General features: G+C 63.0%; 18 protein-coding genes and 2 pseudogenes. 11 read left to right on the plus strand and 9 right to left on the minus strand.

Annotated features, from left to right (window positions below):
- Positions 1-544, minus strand: a pseudogene (locus Q0S16_RS07070) (lipase); the annotation flags it as partial.
- A 293-nt stretch (positions 545-837) separates the two neighbouring features.
- Between Q0S16_RS07070 and Q0S16_RS07075 the strand changes: the two are divergent.
- Positions 838-2,049, plus strand: a complete 1,212-nt coding sequence (locus Q0S16_RS07075) for an ABC transporter substrate-binding protein (protein WP_295846432.1) — start codon at positions 838-840, stop codon at positions 2,047-2,049.
- A gap of 69 nt (positions 2,050-2,118) precedes the next feature.
- Here the strand turns inward: Q0S16_RS07075 and Q0S16_RS07080 are convergent, their stop codons facing one another.
- The gene (locus Q0S16_RS07080; protein WP_295846434.1) at positions 2,119-3,933 is read right to left on the minus strand and encodes an alkaline phosphatase D family protein; all 1,815 of its coding nucleotides are present in this window, start codon (positions 3,931-3,933) and stop codon (positions 2,119-2,121) included.
- A gap of 139 nt (positions 3,934-4,072) precedes the next feature.
- Positions 4,073-6,307, minus strand: a complete 2,235-nt coding sequence (locus Q0S16_RS07085) for an EAL domain-containing protein (RefSeq protein ID WP_295846437.1) — start codon at positions 6,305-6,307, stop codon at positions 4,073-4,075.
- A gap of 360 nt (positions 6,308-6,667) precedes the next feature.
- Here Q0S16_RS07085 and mepA point away from each other — a divergent pair, with 360 nt between their 5' ends.
- The 4 genes from mepA (at position 6,668) to modC (ending at position 10,138) form a co-directional block, all read left to right on the plus strand.
- Entirely contained in the window at positions 6,668-7,603 is a 936-nt protein-coding gene (gene mepA / locus Q0S16_RS07090) for a penicillin-insensitive murein endopeptidase (protein ID WP_295846441.1), read from the plus strand.
- Between the two features lie 198 nt (positions 7,604-7,801).
- Positions 7,802-8,599, plus strand: coding sequence for a molybdate ABC transporter substrate-binding protein (gene modA / locus Q0S16_RS07095; RefSeq protein ID WP_295846445.1), 798 nt, complete (start codon positions 7,802-7,804; stop codon positions 8,597-8,599).
- Positions 8,600-8,768: 169 nt separating this feature from the next.
- Positions 8,769-9,464, plus strand: coding sequence for a molybdate ABC transporter permease subunit (gene modB / locus Q0S16_RS07100; RefSeq protein WP_295846447.1), 696 nt, complete (start codon positions 8,769-8,771; stop codon positions 9,462-9,464).
- A gap of 2 nt (positions 9,465-9,466) precedes the next feature.
- Complete coding sequence (gene modC / locus Q0S16_RS07105) at positions 9,467-10,138, plus strand: molybdenum ABC transporter ATP-binding protein (protein WP_295846449.1); 672 nt, start codon at positions 9,467-9,469, stop codon at positions 10,136-10,138.
- Between the two features lie 50 nt (positions 10,139-10,188).
- Here the strand turns inward: modC and Q0S16_RS07110 are convergent, their stop codons facing one another.
- On the minus strand, positions 10,189-11,985 hold the full coding sequence (locus Q0S16_RS07110; RefSeq protein ID WP_295846451.1) for a potassium/proton antiporter: 1,797 nt from the start codon (positions 11,983-11,985) through the stop codon (positions 10,189-10,191).
- Between the two features lie 205 nt (positions 11,986-12,190).
- Here Q0S16_RS07110 and Q0S16_RS07115 point away from each other — a divergent pair, with 205 nt between their 5' ends.
- Complete coding sequence (locus Q0S16_RS07115; protein ID WP_295846453.1) at positions 12,191-13,507, plus strand: mechanosensitive ion channel domain-containing protein; 1,317 nt, start codon at positions 12,191-12,193, stop codon at positions 13,505-13,507.
- A 265-nt stretch (positions 13,508-13,772) separates the two neighbouring features.
- Here the strand turns inward: Q0S16_RS07115 and Q0S16_RS07120 are convergent, their stop codons facing one another.
- Together Q0S16_RS07120 and Q0S16_RS07125 are read right to left on the minus strand one after the other, a co-directional pair.
- Positions 13,773-13,961 (minus strand): hypothetical protein, encoded by a 189-nt coding sequence (locus tag Q0S16_RS07120; protein ID WP_295846454.1) that lies wholly within the window; start codon positions 13,959-13,961, stop codon positions 13,773-13,775.
- A gap of 36 nt (positions 13,962-13,997) precedes the next feature.
- Complete coding sequence (locus tag Q0S16_RS07125) at positions 13,998-14,891, minus strand: hypothetical protein (protein WP_295846457.1); 894 nt, start codon at positions 14,889-14,891, stop codon at positions 13,998-14,000.
- Here Q0S16_RS07125 and Q0S16_RS07130 point away from each other — a divergent pair.
- The 3 genes from Q0S16_RS07130 (at position 14,839) to Q0S16_RS07140 (ending at position 17,560) form a co-directional block, all read left to right on the plus strand.
- Positions 14,839-15,258, plus strand: coding sequence for a hypothetical protein (locus Q0S16_RS07130; protein ID WP_295846459.1), 420 nt, complete (start codon positions 14,839-14,841; stop codon positions 15,256-15,258). The genes Q0S16_RS07125 and Q0S16_RS07130 overlap by 53 nt on opposite strands.
- 126 nt (positions 15,259-15,384) lie before the next feature.
- Positions 15,385-15,627: a hypothetical protein gene (locus tag Q0S16_RS07135; RefSeq protein ID WP_295846462.1), complete on the plus strand. Its 243-nt coding sequence runs from the start codon at positions 15,385-15,387 to the stop codon at positions 15,625-15,627.
- A 55-nt stretch (positions 15,628-15,682) separates the two neighbouring features.
- The gene (locus Q0S16_RS07140; RefSeq protein WP_295846465.1) at positions 15,683-17,560 is read left to right on the plus strand and encodes a S8 family serine peptidase; all 1,878 of its coding nucleotides are present in this window, start codon (positions 15,683-15,685) and stop codon (positions 17,558-17,560) included.
- Positions 17,561-17,620: 60 nt separating this feature from the next.
- Here Q0S16_RS07140 and Q0S16_RS07145 read toward each other — a convergent pair whose 3' ends face one another.
- Positions 17,621-18,445 (minus strand): response regulator transcription factor, encoded by an 825-nt coding sequence (locus tag Q0S16_RS07145; protein WP_295846467.1) that lies wholly within the window; start codon positions 18,443-18,445, stop codon positions 17,621-17,623.
- A gap of 276 nt (positions 18,446-18,721) precedes the next feature.
- Between Q0S16_RS07145 and map the strand changes: the two genes are divergently transcribed.
- Positions 18,722-19,546, plus strand: a complete 825-nt coding sequence (map, locus tag Q0S16_RS07150; protein WP_295846468.1) for a type I methionyl aminopeptidase — start codon at positions 18,722-18,724, stop codon at positions 19,544-19,546.
- Positions 19,547-19,664: 118 nt separating this feature from the next.
- Entirely contained in the window at positions 19,665-20,384 is a 720-nt protein-coding gene (gene radC / locus Q0S16_RS07155; RefSeq protein ID WP_295846470.1) for a DNA repair protein RadC, read from the plus strand.
- A 3-nt stretch (positions 20,385-20,387) separates the two neighbouring features.
- Here radC and Q0S16_RS07160 read toward each other — a convergent pair whose 3' ends face one another.
- Both Q0S16_RS07160 and Q0S16_RS07165 read right to left on the minus strand, forming a co-directional pair.
- Positions 20,388-21,035: an AprI/Inh family metalloprotease inhibitor gene (locus tag Q0S16_RS07160; RefSeq protein ID WP_295846474.1), complete on the minus strand. Its 648-nt coding sequence runs from the start codon at positions 21,033-21,035 to the stop codon at positions 20,388-20,390.
- Between the two features lie 56 nt (positions 21,036-21,091).
- Positions 21,092-21,220 (minus strand): annotated as a pseudogene (locus tag Q0S16_RS07165) (2-hydroxyacid dehydrogenase); the annotation flags it as partial.

Genomic DNA, 21,220 nt, shown 5'->3' on the forward strand with positions numbered 1-21,220 from the left:
CGCGCAGCATGTCGAGCGCATCGCGGCCGGTTGGCACGCCCTGCAGGAAGGGATGGTCGCCCGGCGTGCCGAGCCCCTCATAGTCGGATGCGACGATGGCGTAGCCCTTTTTGACAAAGCCATCGAGCAGCGTGCGGATCGATGCGATATATTCATGCTCGGGCCCACCCTCGGTATCACGCGACGGCGCGCAGACCGGCGCCAGGCCGGTGGTGCCGTGAGCCCAGACGATCACCGGCCAGCCGCCCCGCGGCATCTCGCCCCGCGGAATCGACACGGTGCCGGACACGGCGACGGAGCCCCCCCGCGCGCCGGTCGATCGATAAAGCAGCAGGCTGTTCTTCGCCGCGCTGGGCATCGCCATGGTGCCTACGAGCGGCCGCGCCCAGATCACCGACCCGCGCGCCCCTGGCGGCAGCGGCGAAGGCGGAATGTAAAACGCGTCGCCAGCGGGGCCTACCGCGATCGAAGCCGCCATCAAGGGCGAGGTCAACATCAAGGCCGCGCAGATAACGGCGGCGATCATTCGGCTGGCGATGGACATGGCATTCCGGGGTTTGAGGCTGCGGGTACCATGGCGCCTCAATCGTTGAGGAGCGATGAATGACGGCGCCGCGACGGCGGGACGGCGCGATCGCCTACTGACGAGGTATTCGATCGCCATGTCCCCGGAAAAGGCAAAGCTCCCACCTTGCACGAGCGCGCAGCCTCGCGGCGCCAGCGGTGGCGCGCGACCAGCGCACTGCACCATCCAATTGGCTTGCCTGCGGCCGGCAGTCGAACCATGCTGCCCGCGCGACGCCGAAAACGGCGCGCATAAAAAATCGGGAGGACGGGATGATTTCGCACCGCGCATTTGCGGCGACGACACTAGCTGTTGCGCTGCTGCTGGGTAGCCCGGCGCAGGCCCAGCAATCGACTTTGCCTCTCAAAATCGGCCTTATCGCCGATTTCTCCTCGGTCTATTCCGACATCGGCGGCGCCGGCAATGTCGAAGCGGCGAAGCTTGCGATCGAGGAGTTCGGCGGCAGCATGTTCGGAAAGCCGATAGAGCTGATCACGGCGGATGCCCTGAACAAGCCGGACGTCGCGGGGGCCCTCGCGCGCAAATGGTACGAGAACGAGAATGTCGACATGATTATCGATCTGCCGACCTCGGCCACCGCGCTTGCCGCGATGGAGATGTCGAAGCGGTTCGAGAAAATCATGATCGTCACCGATGCCGCGAGCTCCGACATCACCGGAAAATCATGTTCGCCCTTCACCGCGCACTGGACCTACGACACCTACGCCAATGCGCACACCGTCGGCAGCGCCATTGTCAAAAGCGGCGGCGACAGCTGGTTCTTCATCACCGCGGATTATCTGTTTGGCCATTCAATCGAGCGTGACACCGGCGACGTGGTGCGCGTCGCCGGCGGCAAGGTGCTGGGCAGCGCGCGGGCGCCGCTCAACACCGCCGATTTCTCCTCGTTCCTGCTGCAGGCGCAATCCTCCAAGGCCAAGATCATCGGCCTCGCCAATGGCGGCGCGGACACCATCAATGCCATCAAGCAGGCGGCCGAATTCGGCATCGTGGCAGGCGGTCAGAACCTGGCGGGGATCGTGATGTTCATTTCCGACATCCACAGCCTTGGCCTGAAGATGGCGCAAGGCCTGATCATCACCGAGGCCTATTACTGGGACCTCAACGATCGTACCCGCGCATTCGGCAAGCGCTTCTTCGCGCGCACCAGCAAGATGCCGACCATGAACCAGGCGGCGACCTACAGCGCGACCCTGCACTACCTCAACGCCGTGAAGGCAGCCGGAACCCGTGACACCACGCCGGTGCTGGCCAAGATGCGCGACACGCCGGTCCGCGATGCCTTCACCGACAACGGTACGCTGCGCGAGGATGGCCGCATGGAACACAGCATGTTCCTGTTCGAGGTCAAGAAGCCGGAAGAATCAAAGGCGCCGTGGGATTACTACAAGCTGCTTGCCGAGGTGCCCGGCGACAAGGCATTCCGACCGATGAAGGGCGGCGGCTGTCCCTTCGTGAAATAGCGAGAACACGGCACTCCCTTGCCCTGCTGTATCGAGGTTAGGGCAAGGGAGCGCCAGCGGGGCGTCGATCTAGCCCCACTTCGCCAGCTGCAGCGTGTGCTGGATCGGCGTCGCCTTGTTGCCGTCGCCCATGGTGGCCAGCTTGCCATCGCGCCCGAATACGCGGACCGTCAGCGTCGCTGTGCTCTTGTCGAGGTCGAGACGGGTAAAATTGTCCTCCTGCGAATATCCGAACGATTTATAGTGCATGATCTTATCGGTGCCGAGAATCGGAAATGGATCGCTCTGCTCCGGCTGCCGTGAGTCATGGACGTAGTTATTCGGGTCACCGTCGGCGAACGGGAACGGCCAGTAAAACGCCGACGACGTCACCGAGAATGCCTTGAGCTTCTTTGCAGCGGCGTCGCCGTCGAAATCTATCACCGCCGTGTTCGAGCAGTGAATATCGCCGGCCAGAAACACGACATTTTGGATCTTGTTGTCGACGATGTGTTTCAGCAGTTCGAGCCGCGTATTCGGATAGGCCGGCCAGCTGTCGCTGTCGTCGCGGCGCTTGCTGTTCCACTTGTCGCCATAGATTTGATCCTCCGGCTTGATCCGGCTTTTCGGCGGCGCGGTTCCGCCGCCAGGCTTGCTGTCATCGAAGAACGCGATGCGCTCGCCCATGTCGTTGGGAACGAACACGCTGGAAGTGACGATGAATTTCGGCACATTACCGCGGGTCTTCTGCTGCTCAGAGAGCCAGACACACAGCCGCCGCAGCTGGCCGGGATGATTGTCCGGATCGAGCGTCGGTCGCCCCAACATATGATTGTCGCGCAGACCGACCTGATCGTCCTTGAAGCGCTGAGTGCGGGTGTCGAGCACGAAGGTCGGATAGCCGCCGCATTCGAACGTGTAATAAAACAACCGCCCGAAAGTACGCGGGCTATGACTCCACTGGTAGCTCTGATAGGCGCCGATCGCGATGTTGAACAGGTTGAGCTTGCCCTCATGGATGCGGTCCTGGGTCCAGTTATCCTCGATCTCGTGATCGTCGAGGATCATGTAGGTGGTGGCACGGCGCAACAACCCGCGCAGATTTGGCGCGCCATAGGCCGCGAGGTAACGCTGCTGGAATTCATCAAAGGAGTCCGCGCGCAGGATCGGCACCATGCGGTTGAGCATGTCGGCATAGATCTGGTCGCCGCACATCACGGTGTAGCGCGCCGCCTTGCCAAAACCGCTGTCACTGAAATGCTCCTGCATCGGCCCAAAAATCCGATCGGCCTCCTTGATCTTCCACAGCAGGCCGGGATAGCGGCATGACCCGAGCAGAAACGACATCCTGTCTTCGACCTGGCCGGCAGCCGCGGCCGGAAAGGTCCGAAAGCTGGCTTCGCATTCCTCTGCCTTGAAGGCAGGTCCGAGCAGTTCCTGCTTGATGTTGTCGATCAGCGGCAGCCGGCGGATCAACTCCCAGTCCGCCAGCGTGGCGGCGTTCGGCAGCGGGTCGTCGATCGTCAGGGTGCCGCAGCGCACAGTGTAGGCGGTGTCCGGCGTCAATGGCACCGGAATGGCTTCCGGCGGCAGCGAAGACGGGAAACCCTGGAGTTGGCCGCTGTCGATCTGGTCCTTGAAGTCCTGCGGGTAGAAACCGAGCTGGACGTCACTGCCTATCAGGAAGGTGCCGGTGCGGTCGAATTCGCGCTGCAACCGAAAGTACCATGCCTCGGCGATCTTGTTGTCACGGCCGAGCATGCCGATGATGCCGACGGTTCGGCGGTCTTCGTCGAGATCGCTGCGGCTGTCGCCGGGGTCGCCCGCCCGGATCCAGATGCGGCAGGTGGTGTCGGTTGTCGCTCCGACAACGGGACCCAGTCCCGGCGGACGCAAGCTTGCCATCGCACTCTCCCATACAAGGACGCCCGATTTTATAAGCGAGTACGCGAGACAAATTCAATCTAAAGTCGTTAACGAGGCTGGCGGGGCCGCACGCCGCGCACAGCTTTTCCGCCAAGCAAAACGACGACCGCGCCTTTGTTCACGCCACCTGAGCGCGTAATGCCATGCCCGTCTCGGGAGCGATGACGCATTGCGCGTTCAGCAGTTCGACGATCTCGCTGTTCGGCCGCGCCTTGCTGAACAGGAAACCCTGCGCCTCATGACAGCCTTCGCTGCGCAGGCAGGCAAGTTCGGCTTCGGTCTCGACGCCCTCGGCGGTGATAGTCACGCCAAGCCCGACGCCGAGACTGATGATCGAGCGCACGATCGCCTGCGCATCGCGGTTCGATCCGAGATCGCGCACGAACGACTGGTCGATCTTGATCTTGTCGAACGGAAAGCTGCGCAGATAGCTCAGCGACGAATAGCCGGTGCCGAAATCATCCATCGAGATCCGCACGCCCAGCGCGCGCAGCGCATGGAGCGTTGCCAGCACCTGGCTGCTCTTTTCCAGTAGCAGGGTCTCGGTGATTTCCAGCTCGAGCCGCCGCGCCGGCAGGCCGGAATGTTTCAGCGCATCCATCACCAGCGACAGCAGATTGCCGACCCGGAACTGGAGCGGCGACAGGTTGACGGCGACGCGGACGTCATCGGGCCATTGCGCCGCGTCGTTGCAGGCGCGGCGCAGGATCTGCGCACCCAGCACATTGATCAGGCCAGTGTCCTCGGCGACCGGGATGAAATCCGCCGGCGATATCATGCCGCGCTCGGGATGCGACCAGCGCACCAGCGCCTCGAAGCCGGTGACGCGGCCGCTCTTGAGGTCGACCAGCGGCTGGTAATACGGGCGCAGCAGGTCGCTCTGGATCGCGGCGCGCAGCTCGATCTCGATCTTGCGGCGGGTCTGCGCCCGAGCGTCCATGCCGGACTCGAAAAAGCTGAAGGTGCCGCGGGAATCATTTTTGGCGCGAGACAGCGCCATGTCGGCGTTTTTCATCAGCCGTTCGGAATCGTCGCCATCGCTAGGCGCCATGGCGATGCCGATGCTGGCGCCGATCACGACGGAATGGCCGTCCAGCAGAAAGGGCTCGCCGAGAGCCTCCAGCAGCCGGCGCGCCAGCAGCACGATCTCCTCCGGCCGGTCGATGCCGCTCTGAACGATGGCGAACTCGTCGGAATTGAGCCGCGCAATCGCATCGTCGTCGCGCAGCGAGGAACGCAACCGGCGCGCCACGCCGCGCAACAGCTTGTCGCCGACGCCGTGGCCGAGCGTGTCGTTGACGGCTTTGAAATTGTCGAGGCCGAGAAACAGCACAGCGGCCTTCTCGCCGTTGCGCCGGTTGTGCGCCAGCATGTCGTCGAGCCGCTGCCGCAGCAGATTGCGATTGGGCAGGCCGGTCAAGCTGTCATGATGCGCCATGAAGGCCAGCCGCTTTTCAGCGCGCTTGCGCTCGGTAATGTCCATCAGCGCCAGCATGACGGCCGGCTCGTCGCCATAGCTGAGATGACGCGAATAGATGGCCAGGTCGATCAGAGAGCCGTCGGCCCTGACGTGTTTCCACGTCCGCGCCGCCTGCTCCTCGCCGCTGCGCGGGTCAGCCCATGGCGGCTCGGCGTCGAACGCCTGCAGGTCGCGGATCGTCCGCCGCTCGAATTCCGCGCGTGTATAGCCGTAATGCTCGATGGCAGCGTCGTTGACGCCGAGTATACGCTGATCCTCCAGTGCGCAGACGATCATCGGCACCGGATTGCTGTCGAACAGCAATCGGAACGAGGCCTCGCGCTGTTTCAGCTCGGTGATATCGACGCGCAGGCCAACCACACCGCCATCCTCGGTCAGCCGTTCCTCGATGAGAATGACCCGCCCGTCTGCCAGCGTCTGTTCGTGACGTTCGCCGGGATGGAACAGTTTGGCCACCCGTTCGGCGATCCATTCATCCTCGCGACCTAGCGCTTCCGGATAGTCGCCGCGCTCCACGCCGACGCGAATCGTATCCTGCAATCGCGCACCAGGGGCAAACTGATCAGAACTGCGATTGTAGATTTCCGCGTATTTTTTATTCCAGAGAATATAGCGGCCTTCAGCATCTAGAAACACGATGCCCTGCGGCAGAATGTCGATCGCCTCACGCAGCCGCTCGTGCGACTTGCGCGCATCGGCAATGGCGGCCCCGGCCTGCGCGCGGGTGCGGACGATTTCGGCGATCTCGGACCCGAGCCGCCGCCCTCTCGGCGCCAGTTTCGGCGTCGGGTTGGTGCTCCGGCTGGGCCGTGTGCCACGGGCACTTTTTGCAGAACTCTGTTTTTTCTTAGCCACTGGCCGGAATTTCGGCATGTTTGTCCCACTCGCGCTCTGCGTGTACGAGGTTGTGCCTGATGATACTGAATAAAAGGTATCAATCACCTATAGTTAGAGGGTAATAACAGGCCAATTAAAGCCCCGATGATTGTCCTTGGGTACAAGGCCTGCCTGCCTGTTAGGCACAACCGGCCAAACCAACGTTAATCATTCCTTACCAACGAGGGATCGTGCCGTGGAAATGCGGGTGTACCGGGCAAGTGTCCTGAGACGCATTGGGGATCGCCGGCAGAAACCTTGGGGTAGCCTAAATAAACACCACTGGCCGACGTGGTAATTAAAACGTTAACAGCGCCGTGCTGAAATGCCCGGTGAAATCCGGTAGCGTTTGTCGATATGAAACTTCGCCTGATTCTCTTTTTGCTGCTTTTGCCAACGGTGGTCGGCTCGACCGGCGGGGCGTTTGCGCAGGACAAGGGCAGCGTCGTGCCGCGGCCACTACCCGCTTTGGCCAATCCCGACGACCCGCATATCGGCGCCAAGGAATTGTTTGGTCGCAAGACGTTGCCGACCCGGACGGCGACGCAGGTAATCGGCTTTTACGCCAGGGGCTGCATCGCCGGCGCCGAGGCATTGCCGATCAACGGACCGACTTGGCAGGTGATGCGGCTGTCGCGCAACCGCAATTGGGCTCATCCGCGGATGATCGAATTGCTGGAGCGGCTGTCGACCAGGGTCAGCAAGGTGGCGGGCTGGCCGGGACTTCTGGTCGGCGACATGTCGCAGCCGCGCGGCGGGCCGATGATTACTGGTCACGCAAGCCATCAGGTCGGGCTGGACGCCGATGTCTGGCTGACGCCGATGCCGAACCGACCCTTGTCACGTAATGAGCGCGAGGAAATGTCCGCGGTGATGATGGTGCGGCGCGACCGGCTCGACATCGACCCGGCCGCGTGGACGCCAAATCATCTGTCGGTGATCCGTGCCGCGGCGCAGGAGCCCAGCGTCGAGCGGATTTTTGCCAATGCCGCGATCAAGAAGGCGCTGTGCCGCGAGGCCAAGGGCGACCGCGGCTGGCTTTCCAAGGTGCGGCCGATGTACGGCCATGACTATCACTTTCACATCCGTATCAAATGCCCGGTGGGCAGCACGAACTGCGAGCCGCAGCCGCCGCCGGCCGACAGCGAAGGCTGCGGCGCCGGCGATCTCGCGTACTGGTTCAGCGACGCGGTGCTGCACCCCAAGCCGCCGCTCGTCCCACCGACGCCGAAACCACCGATGACGCTGGCCGAACTGCCCGCAGCTTGCCGGCTGGTGCTGGCGGCACCGTGATCACGGCCACTATTGCTGAAACAGGGCTGTCATTCGGGGGCTTTACCCAAAGCCACAGCCTGATAATATTGGCCTGCGATATCCGCGATGATCGTAAGTCTCGCGGACTGCTGGAACGGCGCTTCCGCCTGTCGCATGTCCCACCCAACCAACGCCTGATTGGCGCGCTTGGCGCCGTGATCATGCATGGAGCGCCAGATGAATCGCCTTGTCAGTCCCCTCGCCGGAATTTTGACCGCTGTTTCGATCCTGCTGGGATTGTCGTTTTCGCCCGCGCTCGCGCAGGACAAAAGCCTGACGGTGTTTGCCGCCGCCTCGATGAAGAACGCCCTCGACGATATCAATACCGCCTATACCGCCAGGACCGGGGTCAAGGTCACGGCCTCCTATGCCGCGAGCTCGGTGCTCGCCAAGCAGATCGAAAATGGAGCACCAGCCGATGTCTTTGTTTCCGCCGATACCGACTGGATGGACTACGCCACCTCCAGGAAGAACATCGCCGAGTCGACCCGCGTCAACCTGCTCGGCAACCGCATCGTGCTGATCGCCGCCAGGGATTCCAGGCTCGACAACATCATTATCGCGCCAGGCTTTGATCTCGCCAGGCTCGCCGGTGACGGCAGGATCGCCACCGGCGACGTCAAGTCGGTTCCGGTTGGTAAATATGCCAAGGCGGCGCTGGAGAAGCTCGGCAGCTGGACCGCGGCAGAGCCGAAATTCGCGATGGCGGAAAGCGTACGTGCCGCTTTGACCCTGGTGTCGCGCGGCGAGGCACCACTCGGCATCGTCTATGCGACCGACGCCAAGGTCGATCCCGGCGTCAAGATCATCGGAACCTTCCCGGCCGACTCGCATCCGGCCATCATCTATCCGGTTGCCGCGACCACGACCGCCAAGGCCGAAGCCGCTGATTATCTCACCTTCCTGAAGACCACGGCTTCGAAGACCATTCTCGAGAAATACGGCTTCAGCTTCCTGGTCAGCCCGACGACCTGACGTCGCTAAAATTTGACGCCAACCCATCAGCCGTCATTGCGAGAAGCGAAGCAACGCGGCAATCCAGAAGGCCGCAAGCGAAGACTGGATTGCTTCGTCGCAAAGGCTCCTCGCAATGCCGGGGATGGTGCAATGCTCCCGTCTTCCGTCTGCGAGAAACCCTGATCGCATGTTCGATATTTCCCCGACCGAATGGACGGCGATCCTGCTCTCGCTCAAGGTCGCCGTGATTGCCACGCTGATCTCGACGCCGCTCGGCATCGCCGTCGCCTGGCTGCTCGCGCGGCGGGAGTTCTGGGGCAAGGCGATCCTTGATGCGGTGATCTACCTGCCGCTGGTACTGCCGCCGGTCGTGACCGGCTATCTGCTGTTGCTGACGCTCGGCAAGCGCGGTCTGATCGGCGGCTGGCTGGCAGAGCATCTTGGCATCGTCTTTGCGTTTCGATGGACCGGCGCGGCGCTGGCATGTGGCGTGATGTCGTTCCCGCTATTGGTGCGACCGATCCGGCTGTCGATCGAGGCGGTCGACCGCAAGCTCGAACAGGCCGCCAGCACGCTGGGCGCGGCGCCCTGGAAAGTATTTGCCACCGTGACCTTGCCGCTGGCGATGCCCGGCGTGCTGGCCGGCATAGTGCTGGGTTTTGCCAAGGCGATCGGTGAGTTCGGCGCCACCATCACTTTTGTCTCGAATATACCAGGCGAGACCCAGACGATCTCGTCCGCGATCTATTCGCTGATTCAGACCCCAGATGGCGATACGGCGGCGCTGCGGCTGGTGATGATCTCCGTGAGCATTGCCGTCGCGGCGCTGATCGCCTCGGAATGGTTCGCACGCCGCGCGACCCGACGTCTGCACGGGAACTGATCATGCTGCGCGTGGATGTTGCCAAGAAGCTCGGCGATTTTTCGATCGATGTCGCCTTCACCAGTGCCGGTCAGGTGACCGGCCTGTTCGGCTCCTCCGGGGCTGGCAAGACCTCGCTGGTATCCATGATCGCCGGCCTGGTCGAACCAGACCGCGGCACCATTGCGATCAACGGCGATGTGCTTTTTGACCGCGCCGCCGGAACCGCCATCCCTCCGCATCGCCGCCGCATCGGCTATGTGTTTCAGGACGCGCGGCTGTTTCCGCATCTCAATGTCGGGCAAAATCTTGATTACGGCCGGCGCATGAACCGGCTGGCGCGCGATGCCGTCCAGGAGACCCGCATCACCGAATTGCTCGATATCGGCGATCTGCTGAAGCGCCGTCCCGGCGGCCTGTCCGGCGGCGAGCGCCAGCGCGTGGCGCTGGGCCGCGCCTTGCTGTCACGACCACGGCTGCTGCTGCTCGACGAGCCGCTCGGAGCGCTCGACGACGAGCGCAAGGCCGAGATCCTGCCATACTTGGTGCGGCTGCGAGACGAGGCCGATGTGCCGATGGTCTATGTCAGCCACGACGCCGACGAGATGCGGCAACTGGCCACGAATGTCGTGCTGCTGAAGCGCGGCCGTGTCGCCGCCTTCGGCGGCGTCGAGGTGTTACCGCGAGCGACTTAGAATTCAGTCGGCCTGCGCCTCTCTCCGCAAATTTGGCGAGGGCAAAACAGTCACGCTCCCGACAGCGACTTCCAGACCTTCAACAATTTGCGCCTGGCGAATTGCCGCCGGGTCGGCTTCACCGGCGCGGGATCCTCATCCTCCGGCAATCGCAGGCCGACCACGTTGACACGGCCGCCGCCCAGGCTGCGGGCCACCAGATCGATGGAATCTACCGGCAAGGCGGCGCCAACGGTGGGCGCGTGGTCGAGATGGACGTCAAAATAATCCGCCAGCGTCAGCGACGCTTCCTCGGGATCGACGGCAATGCCGTAGATTTTGGCGAGATGGCCCAGCGTGATCTCGCCGGACACCACGAAATCGCCGAGCAGATGCGGGTCGGGCGCGGAGCTCGGCGGCATGTCGACGAAGAAGCGGTCCAGCGACTCCGCCTTTTCGGGTGGCGCCAGCAGATATAGATAGTCGCCGGCGGCGATCGGATCGGCCTCGATCGGAGACAGGATGCGCTGGTCGCGGATCACCAGCGTCGGCTTCGACCAGGACGGGATCAGGCCGCGCTTCAGATACAGGCTCTTCGGTCGCACCGAATAGCCAACCAGTTGCTGCTCGAGCTGTCCCGGCAGATCCAGTTCGATGCGCCGCGGCCCCTTGTCGGTGCGCGGCAGCGCGACATGGAGTTTTCGCGCGGCGACTGCCAGCGTCCAGCCCTGCAGCAGCAACGAGATGATGACGACCACGAAGGCGACGTCGAAATAGATGTAGGCCTTCGGCAGGCTGACCAGCATCGGTATCGACGCCAGGAAGATCGCCACGGCGCCGCGCAGGCCGACCCAGGCGACAAAGGCCTTTTCGCGCCAGTTGAAGCGGAACGGCGCCAGGCACAGGAACACCGCGACAGGCCGCGCTACCAGCATCAGCGCGAAGGCCACCGCCACCGCGGGAAGGATGCTGCCGACCAGGCGCTGCGGCGATACCAGCAGGCCGAGCATCACGAACATCACGATCTGCGCCAGCCAGGTCGCGGCGTCGAGAAAGGCCACCACGGAATTATGTGCACGGGTCGGCCGGTTGCCGATGATGATGCCGGCGAGATAGACGCCGAGGAAGCCGGAGCCATGGAGCATTTGCGCGAGGCCAAAGATCACCAGCGCCGCCGTACAGACGAAGGGGGCGTGCAGCCCCTGCGGCAGCGACACCCGGTTCAGCGCCAGCACCACGAGACGGCCGCCCACCACGCCGATCAGCGTGCCGAGCACGACTTCCTGGATGAATTCCAACGCTACATGGCCAGCCGAACTGCCGCCCAGCGCGATTAGCTTGACCAGCATCAGCGTGAGAAACACTGCGAATGGATCATTGGTGCCGGATTCGACTTCGAGCGTGGCGCCGACGCGGGGCCGCAGCCGCAGCCCCTGCGCATGCACCAACAAAAACACCGCCGCCGCGTCGGTCGAGGCGACCACGGCGCCGATCAGCAAGGCTTCGGTCCAGTTCAGGTCGAGGGTATATTTGGCAACCGGCGCGGTAATCAGGGCGGTCAGCAGCACGCCGACGGTGGCCAGCATCGCGGACGGCGCCAGAACGGTGCGGATGGCTTGAAATCTTGTCTTCAGCCCGCCATCGAACAGGATCAGCGCGAGCGCCACCGAGCCGACCAGATAGGTGGTGTGAACATCATCGAAACGCAGCCCACCGGGGCCGGATTCTCCCGCCAGCATGCCGATGAACAGGAAGAACAGCAGCAATGGCGCGCCGAAACGCAGCGCGAGCAGGCTCGACAGAATTCCGGCCATCACGAGAACCGCGCCAAGCAGGATGGCGATGCTGACTGTGTCGAGTGAGGCCATGAAGCTCCGCGTTCGTAATATCCTGCAGGATCATGTCTATCGCCGGCTCCCGGCATCGCCAACCCATTTCTGCCCACCGAAAGATATCGGCCGACGCGGCTGTGATTCTGCCGCCCGACGCCCCTGCGATTCATGGCCATCAGGCAACGCTTGTGTGAATCTACCGTGCATTCGAATCAATTTGCAGCGCGGAACGAGACGCTCCATGTTTGAACTCCACGCCCCCTACGAATTTATGCTGGCCACCGCCCGCTCGCTCGGCGCCGAGGTGACCTCGCCGTGGTTCTATCTGCAGTTCGGGCTGATGCTCGCCGCCGGCGGCATGGCCTTGGCGATCGGCGCCGCGATCCGCGCCCGTCTCGACATGACGTCGCTGGCGATGGGCTGGCCGGCGCCGCTGCGGATGTTCATCCGCGTCCTGATCGGCAGCGCCTCGACCGCGGCCTTCGCGGTGCTGATCACGCTGGCCCGCATCGTGATGCTGAATTCAACCTGGCCAAGCCGCAGCTATTTGCTGGCGGTCTCCGCCAAGCTGGCGCTGGCCTGGCTGGTGCTACGGCTGGTCACGAGTGTGATCCGCAATGAATTCATGGTCCGAGTAGTGTCGATCTCGGCATGGCTGGTCGCGGCGCTGTCCATTGTCGGCCAGCTGCAGTCAACCGTCGACATGCTGGACTCGGCGGGCATCGACCTCGGCGGTTTCAAGCTGACTCCGCTGCTGCTGATCAAGCTCGGCGTCCTGCTGGCGGTGGCGCTGTGGATAGCGAACCTGGCGAGCAATTTTCTCGAAGGCCGGATCAGGCAGACCCATGACCTGACGCCGTCGGTCCAGGTACTGCTGATCAAGCTGGTGCGATTGCTGCTGATGATATTCGCCATCGCGCTGGTGATGGGCGCCGTCGGCATCAACCTTTCGGCGCTGGCGGTGTTCTCCGGCGCGGTCGGCGTCGGTATCGGTTTCGGCCTGCAGAAGATCGTCGCCAATTTCATTAGCGGTGTGATCCTGCTGGCGGACAAATCGGTCAAACCCGGAGACCTCGTCACCATCGGCGACAGCTCAGGGCGCATCAGCGCGATGAACACGCGCTATATCTCGGTAGCGGCTGGTGATGGCCGCGAATTCCTGATTCCGAACGAGGATCTGATCACCCAGAAGGTGGTGAACTGGACCTACACCGACAAGGACACGCTGGTGAAGGTTAATTTCGGCACCAACTACGATGCCGACCCGCGGCTGGTTTGCAAGCTTGCCGCCGAGGTTGCCGCGGCGTCGCCGCGCGCCGAAGCGCACCGACCGCCGAACTGTCTGCTGGCCGAATTCGCCGAAGCCGGCATGAAATTCTCGCTGACGTTCTGGATCAATTCACCGGATGGCATGGACGCCGTAAAGAGCGACGTGATGCTCTCGCTGTGGGACGCGTTCAAGCGTGAGGGAATCCGTGTACCCTATCCGGTGCGAGAGTTGCGGATTCGCGGCGGCGCATTGCCGGTGGAAACCACCGTCGTTGAAGTCCCTAGCTGAAATATTTTTTTGCGCCGCCGCGTCGCATCGACAATAAAATTCCACCGCGCGCGTGCCTTGCGTCTGAACGTCGCACTGCGCATTCCGCATCGGCGCATTCGTTCATGTGCCTTCGTCTGGATCAAATGATCCATTCCCTAGCTTCCATCGCCGCAACTATCTTCCGCGCACTCTGCGATCCATCCGTTCGTCGCGCGGGGATCGCAAATCGAGCGCATGATTCATCGCGACGTGACCGGGAAGGAAGTCAGCCATGGTGTCACCATCAAACGGATACTATCCACAAAGCGCACCCCCACTCGGCGCACTTGCGGCGCAGCAACTCGCAGCCCAGCAGCTTGCAGCGCAACAGCAATTTTCGCCACAGGGCGCGATTGGAAACTGGCTCGGGCAGAATGCCGGACAGCTTGGCGGCGCGATTGGCGGCGCCTTCGGCAATCAGGGTCTCGGCCAATCGATCGGCAGTGTCGCGCAACAACTCGGACGCTATCTACCATTCGACGCCTCCCCGCAATTCGCACCACAGGGCGCAATCGGAAACTGGCTCGGACAGAATGCCGGACAGCTGGGCGGCGCGATTGGTGGCGCCTTCGGTAATCAGGGTCTCGGCCAATCGATCGGCAATGTCGCGCAACAGCTCGGACGCTATCTGCCGTTCGATGCTGCCCCGCAATTCGCGCCGCAGGGCGCGGTCGGAAACTGGCTCGGGCAGAATGCCGGACAGCTTGGCGGCGCGATTGGTGGCGCGTTCGGCAACCAGGGTCTCGGCCAGTCGATCGGCAATGTCGCGCAACAGCTCGGACGCTATCTGCCGTTCGATGCCGCCCCGCAATTCGCGCCGCAAGGCTTCTTCGGCAATCTGCTCGGTCAGGTCGGAGCGCCGCTCGGCGGCGCCATTGGCGGAAGGTTTGGACATCAAGGCCTCGGTCAGACCATCGGTGGCATTGCCGGGCAGCTCGGTCGCTTCCTGCCATTCGACGCCGCGCCGCAAGCCTATGCCGACCCATCCGGACAATATCTGCCACAGGATGCCAGCGCTCAGTTCGCGCCGCAGGGCTTCTTCGGCAATTTGCTCGGTCAGGTCGGTGCGCCGCTTGGCGGCGCCATTGGCGGACGGTTTGGCCACCAAGGTCTCGGTCAGACCATCGGTGGCCTTGCCGGGCAGCTCGGCCGCTTCCTGCCATTCGAGGCAGGTCCTCAATATGCTCCGCAGGGCTATGCCGACCAGTCCGTACAGTACCTGCCGCAGGATGCCGGCGCACAATTCGCCCCGCAGGGCTTCTTCGGTAATCTCATCAGTGGCATTGCCGGACCGGTGGGAGGAATCGTCGGTGGCCTCGCGGGCAACCGGCGCCGGACAGTTCGCCGGTGGAATCGCCGGCAATCTCGCGCGCTTCCTGCCGTTCGAAGCCGGGCCGCAGCTCGATCCCGCCCAGTTCCAGCCCTACGACGCCTCCGCGCAGTTCCTACCGCAGAATTATATTCAGGCGGCGCCGTACCAGCCCTATGAGGCGGGTCCGCAGTTCGCACCGCAAGGTCTGTTCGGAGGCTTCCTCGGCAGCGCGCTGGGCGGGCTCGGTGGCGGCGCGCTCGGGAAAGTACTGGGCAACCGTAATCTCGGTCGTACCATCGGCAGTACGGCTGGTGGCATTCTCGGCGGCATCCTGCCATTCGAGGCGGGCCCGCAATATGTCCCGCAGGGAGCCTACGCGCAGAATTATCCCGTCTATGGCGGGGGCTATCTGGGCTAGCCGCGGCAGACCGTTGCAAGGAAGCGTGATCCCCTTGCCTGCCACACGACGGACCTGACACATTGAGAGCCCCTCCGACCAGTCGATCGGCGCGAGGGGCTTTCATCCAGACAGGAGAGTACCATCATGCCGAATGGGTCAGGTGATTTCGACCAATTCCTGGTTGCCGCGCGAACCAACGCCAGCGACCTCTCCCGCTTCGAACAACATCTGAAGGACATTCCGGGCGCTCACATCGTGGAGCGCGCGGGGCGTCCGGATCAGCCGCGCCTGATCGTGAACCTGCCGACCGGTTCGTTCGAGCAATTACGCGCGCATTTCAACGACACCCTGATCATCGAACGCAATGCCAAGCTGACCCCGTTTTAGCTGAAGCGGGACGTGCTTGGATTTCATCCAGCAACCCAAGTCAGAGGAGAACGCCATGGCCGAGCCGACCAACAACAATGGCAGCAACAATCAGCCCGCGGCGACGGGCAGCAACAACGGCGCCACACAATCCGGCAATAGTGGAACGCCGTCGCGGCAGACCGTCGAGGCCACCGTCGCGGTGCGACCGGAACGCTACCTGGTAGCACCACGGCCGCAGGCCGGCGTTCAGCCAATGGCAGCGGATGTCATTCTCAATACATTGAGCAACATGCCGGATGTGCGGATCGTGCGAAGGATGCAGCCGCGCGGCTTCGGCGCATTTTCGGCGGGCGGCGGCGGCGCGGCCGAGGTCGTCGTCGCGGAAATGGATCCGGCGCGTGGCGCGGCGCTGGTCGCGTCAGCCGGACCCAATATCATCGTCGAGCGTGATGCGCTGTTGCGACATGCCGATGACGGCGCGATCTCCGCCTTCAGCAACGCAATGTCGATGCTCCCGGGACCCGGCGTCGATGTCCGAGTCCGCGTCGTCGGCACCAGTGGACGCTTGCTGCCAAGGGCCACAGTCTATGTCTACGGCCTCGGCTTTCCGGCCCAGGGCCTGACCGACGACAAGGGCGAGGTCACGGTCACCGTATTCGGCGGTTCGATCGAGACCATCCAGGCGATCTATATCAAGCCGTTTGCCGACCACTGGGATCGGATGATCCGGGCGCCATCGCTATCGAGCGGGGTCAATACCCTGCAGTTGCGGCCATTGAGCGAGACCTATGACGGCTTCCCGCAGACCGGCATGGTCGGCTGGGGCCAGCGCCTGATGAAGCTGGATCAGATCGCGGCTTCGCTGGGCGGGCAAGGTGTCAAGATCGGTATCATCGATTCCGGCTGCGATAATGCGCATCCGCAGCTGACTCATGTTACCAATGGCGTGGATCTCACCAACAACCGCGACAGTCGCAGCTGGAACCACGATACGATGTCGCACGGCACGCATTGTGCCGGCATCATCACCGCCGCCTCCAATGCGCTTGCCGGCATCCGCGGCTTCGCACCGCTGGCGGAAGTGCATGCGTTGAAAGTATTTCCAGGCGGCCGCTTCAGCGACCTGCTCGACGCCCTGGACCAGAGCATCGAGCGACGGCTCGACATCGTGAATATGAGCCTGGGCAGCGGTGAGGCCTCCGAACTCATCGTCAACAAGCTGGCGGAAGCGCGGCGAAGCGGCGTCGCCTGCATCGTCGCAGCTGGCAATGCCAGCGGCCCGGTGCAGTTCCCCGGCGTGGTGCCATCGGTGTTCACGGTGTCGGCGCTCGGCCAGCTCGATCAGTTTCCGCCCGACAGCTACCATGCGCAAAACGTGGTGCCCGGCCTCGTCGCCGGACAGATGTTCTCGCCCAAATTCACCTGCTTCGGACCGCAGATCGCGGGCGGCGGTCCTGGCGTGGCGATCATCTCGACCGTGCCGGGCGGCGGCTACGCCGCCTGGGACGGCACCTCGATGGCAACACCACACGTCACCGGAATGGGCGCTCTGTTGCTGGCGCATCATCCGCTATTACGCGACAGCGCCCGAATTCGCGGCGAACAGCGGGTGGCGCAGTTGTTTTCGCTGCTCGCCAATTCCGGTATTCGCTATCTTGGCGACCCGACCCGCGAAGGCGCCGGCATGCCGGATCTGCAAAGCGCTGGGCTCGCCGGCGTCACCCAGGTCGCCTCGGCGCAACCGGCCGCCGCGTCGCTCAGCCCTGCCGCAAGCGCCGTATCCCCGTTTGACGCCGGTCCGCAATTCGCGTCGGCGGCGTTTCAGGCCAATCCCTTTGCCCAGCCGGTGTCGGCGTTTGGCCCGTTTTCCAATGGATTGCCCCCGGGCTTCGGCTTCAACCCGGCGCTGATCCAGAGGCTGGCCCAATTGCGCGCCGCGGGCCTGTTGTAACGTCGCAGCCCATCGATCCGCCGCGGGAGTGGCGGCGGATCGATTCGCATCAAGGGCGAATCACGAGGCGGAAGGTCGCGCGCGAATGCGATGAGCGGCCTGATTGCGTCGGCTCACCTGCAGCTTTTCCAGAATATTGTGGACGTGGTTCTTGACAGTGCCGACCTCAATCCGGAGATCGCGGGCGATTTCCTTGTTGGAAAGGCCAAGTTCGATGCATTGCAGGATTTCGCCCTCGCGCGGTGTGAGATCCGCGACCTCGGTCCTGTTCCTGCCATCGCCATTGGCCAGGTCGGGAGCAATCGAAACCGGGATAGGGCGCACGACCGGCTCGTGGGGGCGCACCGCCAGACGCTCGATCACGGCAAGAACATCTTCGATCGATCCGTTGCGCGGCACAAAACCGGAAATCCCGCGCAGGGTCGCGGCGATAGCGAGACCGGCGATCTCGGGCAACGCGATCGCCACAACTTTCAGCTCCGGTCGCAACGTCACCAGTTTTTGGGCAAGTTCGAGGCCGTGCCAGTCGAACACGTCCAGCAACACCAGTTCCGGCGCGACGCGCTCGACGTCGAACAATGCCCCCGCGTGGTCGGTAGAGCCCACAATGCTCAGCCACGTATTCCGGTTGAGACTTGCAGCAAGTGCATCGCGGTACAGCCGGACGTCGCTGACAATCAGCATGCGAAACATGACGGCGTCTTCGTTGGCATGCGGGGTCTGGGTGACGGCCCTCGATGTCGAATCAGCGTCAGCGGGACGTCGCGGCATCTGGGCCTCCTGAAATGCGGAGCGATTCGGCGGGGGGCAATTTGGCGGGTAGCCGAAGCCGACTGAACGACGGTAAAAACAGCAACCCAGAGCTGCATCATCATCAACAATCATGACAACAACATGGTCGGAGTACCAGTCGAAATCGCCGCAGGCCTGTTTTCGTAGTTACAGCGGTAAAATCGTTCAAATCAGGTCGATGATACTCCACAACCCTGGGTGAACCGCGGCTGGCAACTGCGGCTGGGTGGATTATTGAGAAGAAACCCATTTTATAGGAGCATCCGAACACCGCCAACGTGCTTGCGCTGACGGCGACGATCACTAAATTGGGCTCATGATAGATTTCACGTTCGCTGCCCGCCGCGCGATCAGCCCGAAGATCACTCCATGAGCTATGTCGACGCCTCCGAAACCTCGCAACGCAAGACCGGGCAGATCAAACTGCACGGTCCCGGTGCCTTTGCCGGCATGCGCAAGGCCGGTGCACTGACCTCGTTGTGCCTCGACGAGTTGACGGATCTGGTCAAGCCAGGCGTGCTGACTTCCGTAATCGACGATTTCGTCCGCGATTTCGCTTTCGGTCATGGCGCCTACCCTGCCACCCTCATGTATCGCGGCTACCGCTATTCGACCTGCGTCTCGATCAACCATGTGGTCTGCCACGGCATGCCGGGCGACCGCGCGCTGAAGGAGGGTGACATCGTCAATATCGACGTCACTTTTATCGTCGACGGCTGGTACGGCGATTCCAGTCGGATGTACGCGGTCGGACCGATCGCCCGCAAGGCGGAGCGGCTGGTCGATGTCACCTATGAATCCTTGATGCGCGGCATCGCCGCGGTGAAGCCCGGCGCCACCACAGGCGATATCGGTCACGCGATCCAGAGTTTTGTGGAACCGCAGCAAATGAGCGTGGTGCGCGACTTTTGCGGCCACGGTCTCGGTCGCATGTTCCATGACGAACCGAACATCATCCATGTCGGCCGTCCCGGCGAAGGCGTGCCGCTGAGACCCGGCATGTTCTTCACCATCGAGCCGATGATCAACCTGGGCAAACCGCACGTAAAAGTGCTGTCGGATGGCTGGACCGCGGTGACGCGCGACCGCTCGCTATCAGCGCAGTTCGAGCACACGGTGGGCGTCACTGCCACCGGCGTGGAAATTTTTACGCTTTCCAAGCGCCATCAGGAAAAGCCGCCGGCGGTGGATTGATGAGGCGCTCGGGCTTTTTGATCTGATCCAGGGCTTTTCCCCTAGCCTGACAATTCCCGGTTGCAAAAGTTGCCGGGCACGGCATGCTGGTGAGTAACGTTCACCGACAGTTGCGTCCATGCCAGCAGATGCCCTCGACCCTCACGAACCGTCAGGCCTTGCCGAAGCGCCGCATTACCATGGCCACCGCGAGCGGCTGCGCGAGCGATTCCGCGGCGTCGGCGCGGATGCGCTGAGCGATTATGAACTGCTGGAGATGGTGCTGTTCCGCGCGCAGCCGCGGCGCGACGTCAAACCTCTGGCAAAAGCGCTGATCGTCAAGTTCGGCTCGTTCGCCGAAGCGGTCCATGCACCGGATGCGCGCTTGCGCGAAGTTGTCGGCCTTGGCGAGGCCGCGATCACCGAAATCAAGCTGATCGCCGCCGCCGCGAGCCGGGTCGCCAAGGGACAGTTGAAGCAACGCACCGTTCTTTCCTCCTGGGCAACGGTGATCGACTATTGCCGCACCGCGATGGCCTTTGCCGACAAGGAGCAATTCCGCATCCTGTTTCTCGATAAGCGCAACCAGTTGATTTCCGACGAGGTCCAGCAGGTCGGTACCGTGGACCACACACCGGTCTATCCACGCGAGGTGGTGAAGCGCGCGCTGGAGCTATCGGCGACCGCGATCGTCATGGTGCACAACCATCCCTCCGGCGACCCGACGCCGTCGCAGGCCGACGTGCAGATGACGCGTTCGGTCATCGACGTCGCAAAACCGCTGGGGATCGCGGTGCACGACCACATCATCGTCGGCAAGAACGGACACGCGAGCTTGAAGGGATTGAAGCTGATTTGATGATTACTGCCGCACCAGAATCAGCGAGTCGGCGCTGTCGGGCACGCGGCGCCATTGCGCGTTGTCGTCGGCCTCGAAGTGCCAGATCTCGCCTGACGCGGACATCAACAGCATCTCGCCGCGCTCCAGCCGCCACTGCGTGGGCTTGAAGCCCGCCACCAGCGGGTCGCAGCGCGGCTTCAGAAACACCGCGAAATTATCCGGCGAGACTTCGGTGTTGGTCAGCGTCAGACCGCAGATGGTGCGCCCGCTGCCGCGCATGATGGACCAGTCTCCGATCATCTGGTCCATCGACTTGGCCAGGGATCGCGCGGCGGCAAGGTTCTGCAGGATGTAGACGCCCTCACCCGTGCGCAAGCCTTCGAAAATACCGCTTTCGACTTCGGTGAAATCGATAACCGGCAACCCCGCCGCATCCTGCAGCCGGACGATGTCGAGACCCTTGATGGTCCACGCCGCGATATCCCGGGTAAACGGCAGCGCCTTGGGACATCCAGGCTCCAGATCCAGCTTAAGGCCCTGCGCCGAACTGTCAGGTTTCAGCGTGACCACGCAGGTTTTGCTCCGCTCGGTGGTGGACAGTTCCCATTGCCCGACCATGTCCTTCTTCAAAGTAGTCGCGTCCTGCGCCCGCAACGGCGCGCCGAGCATCAGGGCGGCCACGGCCAGCCCGACGATGCTTCGGCGGCGTCCCAACAGGCGCATGGTCAGCGGCCTTTCACCGGGGTCTCCGGCAGCGGTGTCAGCGGTGCCTTTCCGGCAAACCACAGCTTGAGATTGTCGACCACTAATTGATCCATCGCGTTGCGTGTCACCACCGACGCCGATCCAATATG

Origin of the sequence: Tardiphaga sp. (assembly GCF_025356345.1) — a bacterium.
Lineage (GTDB): Bacteria > Pseudomonadota > Alphaproteobacteria > Rhizobiales > Xanthobacteraceae > Tardiphaga.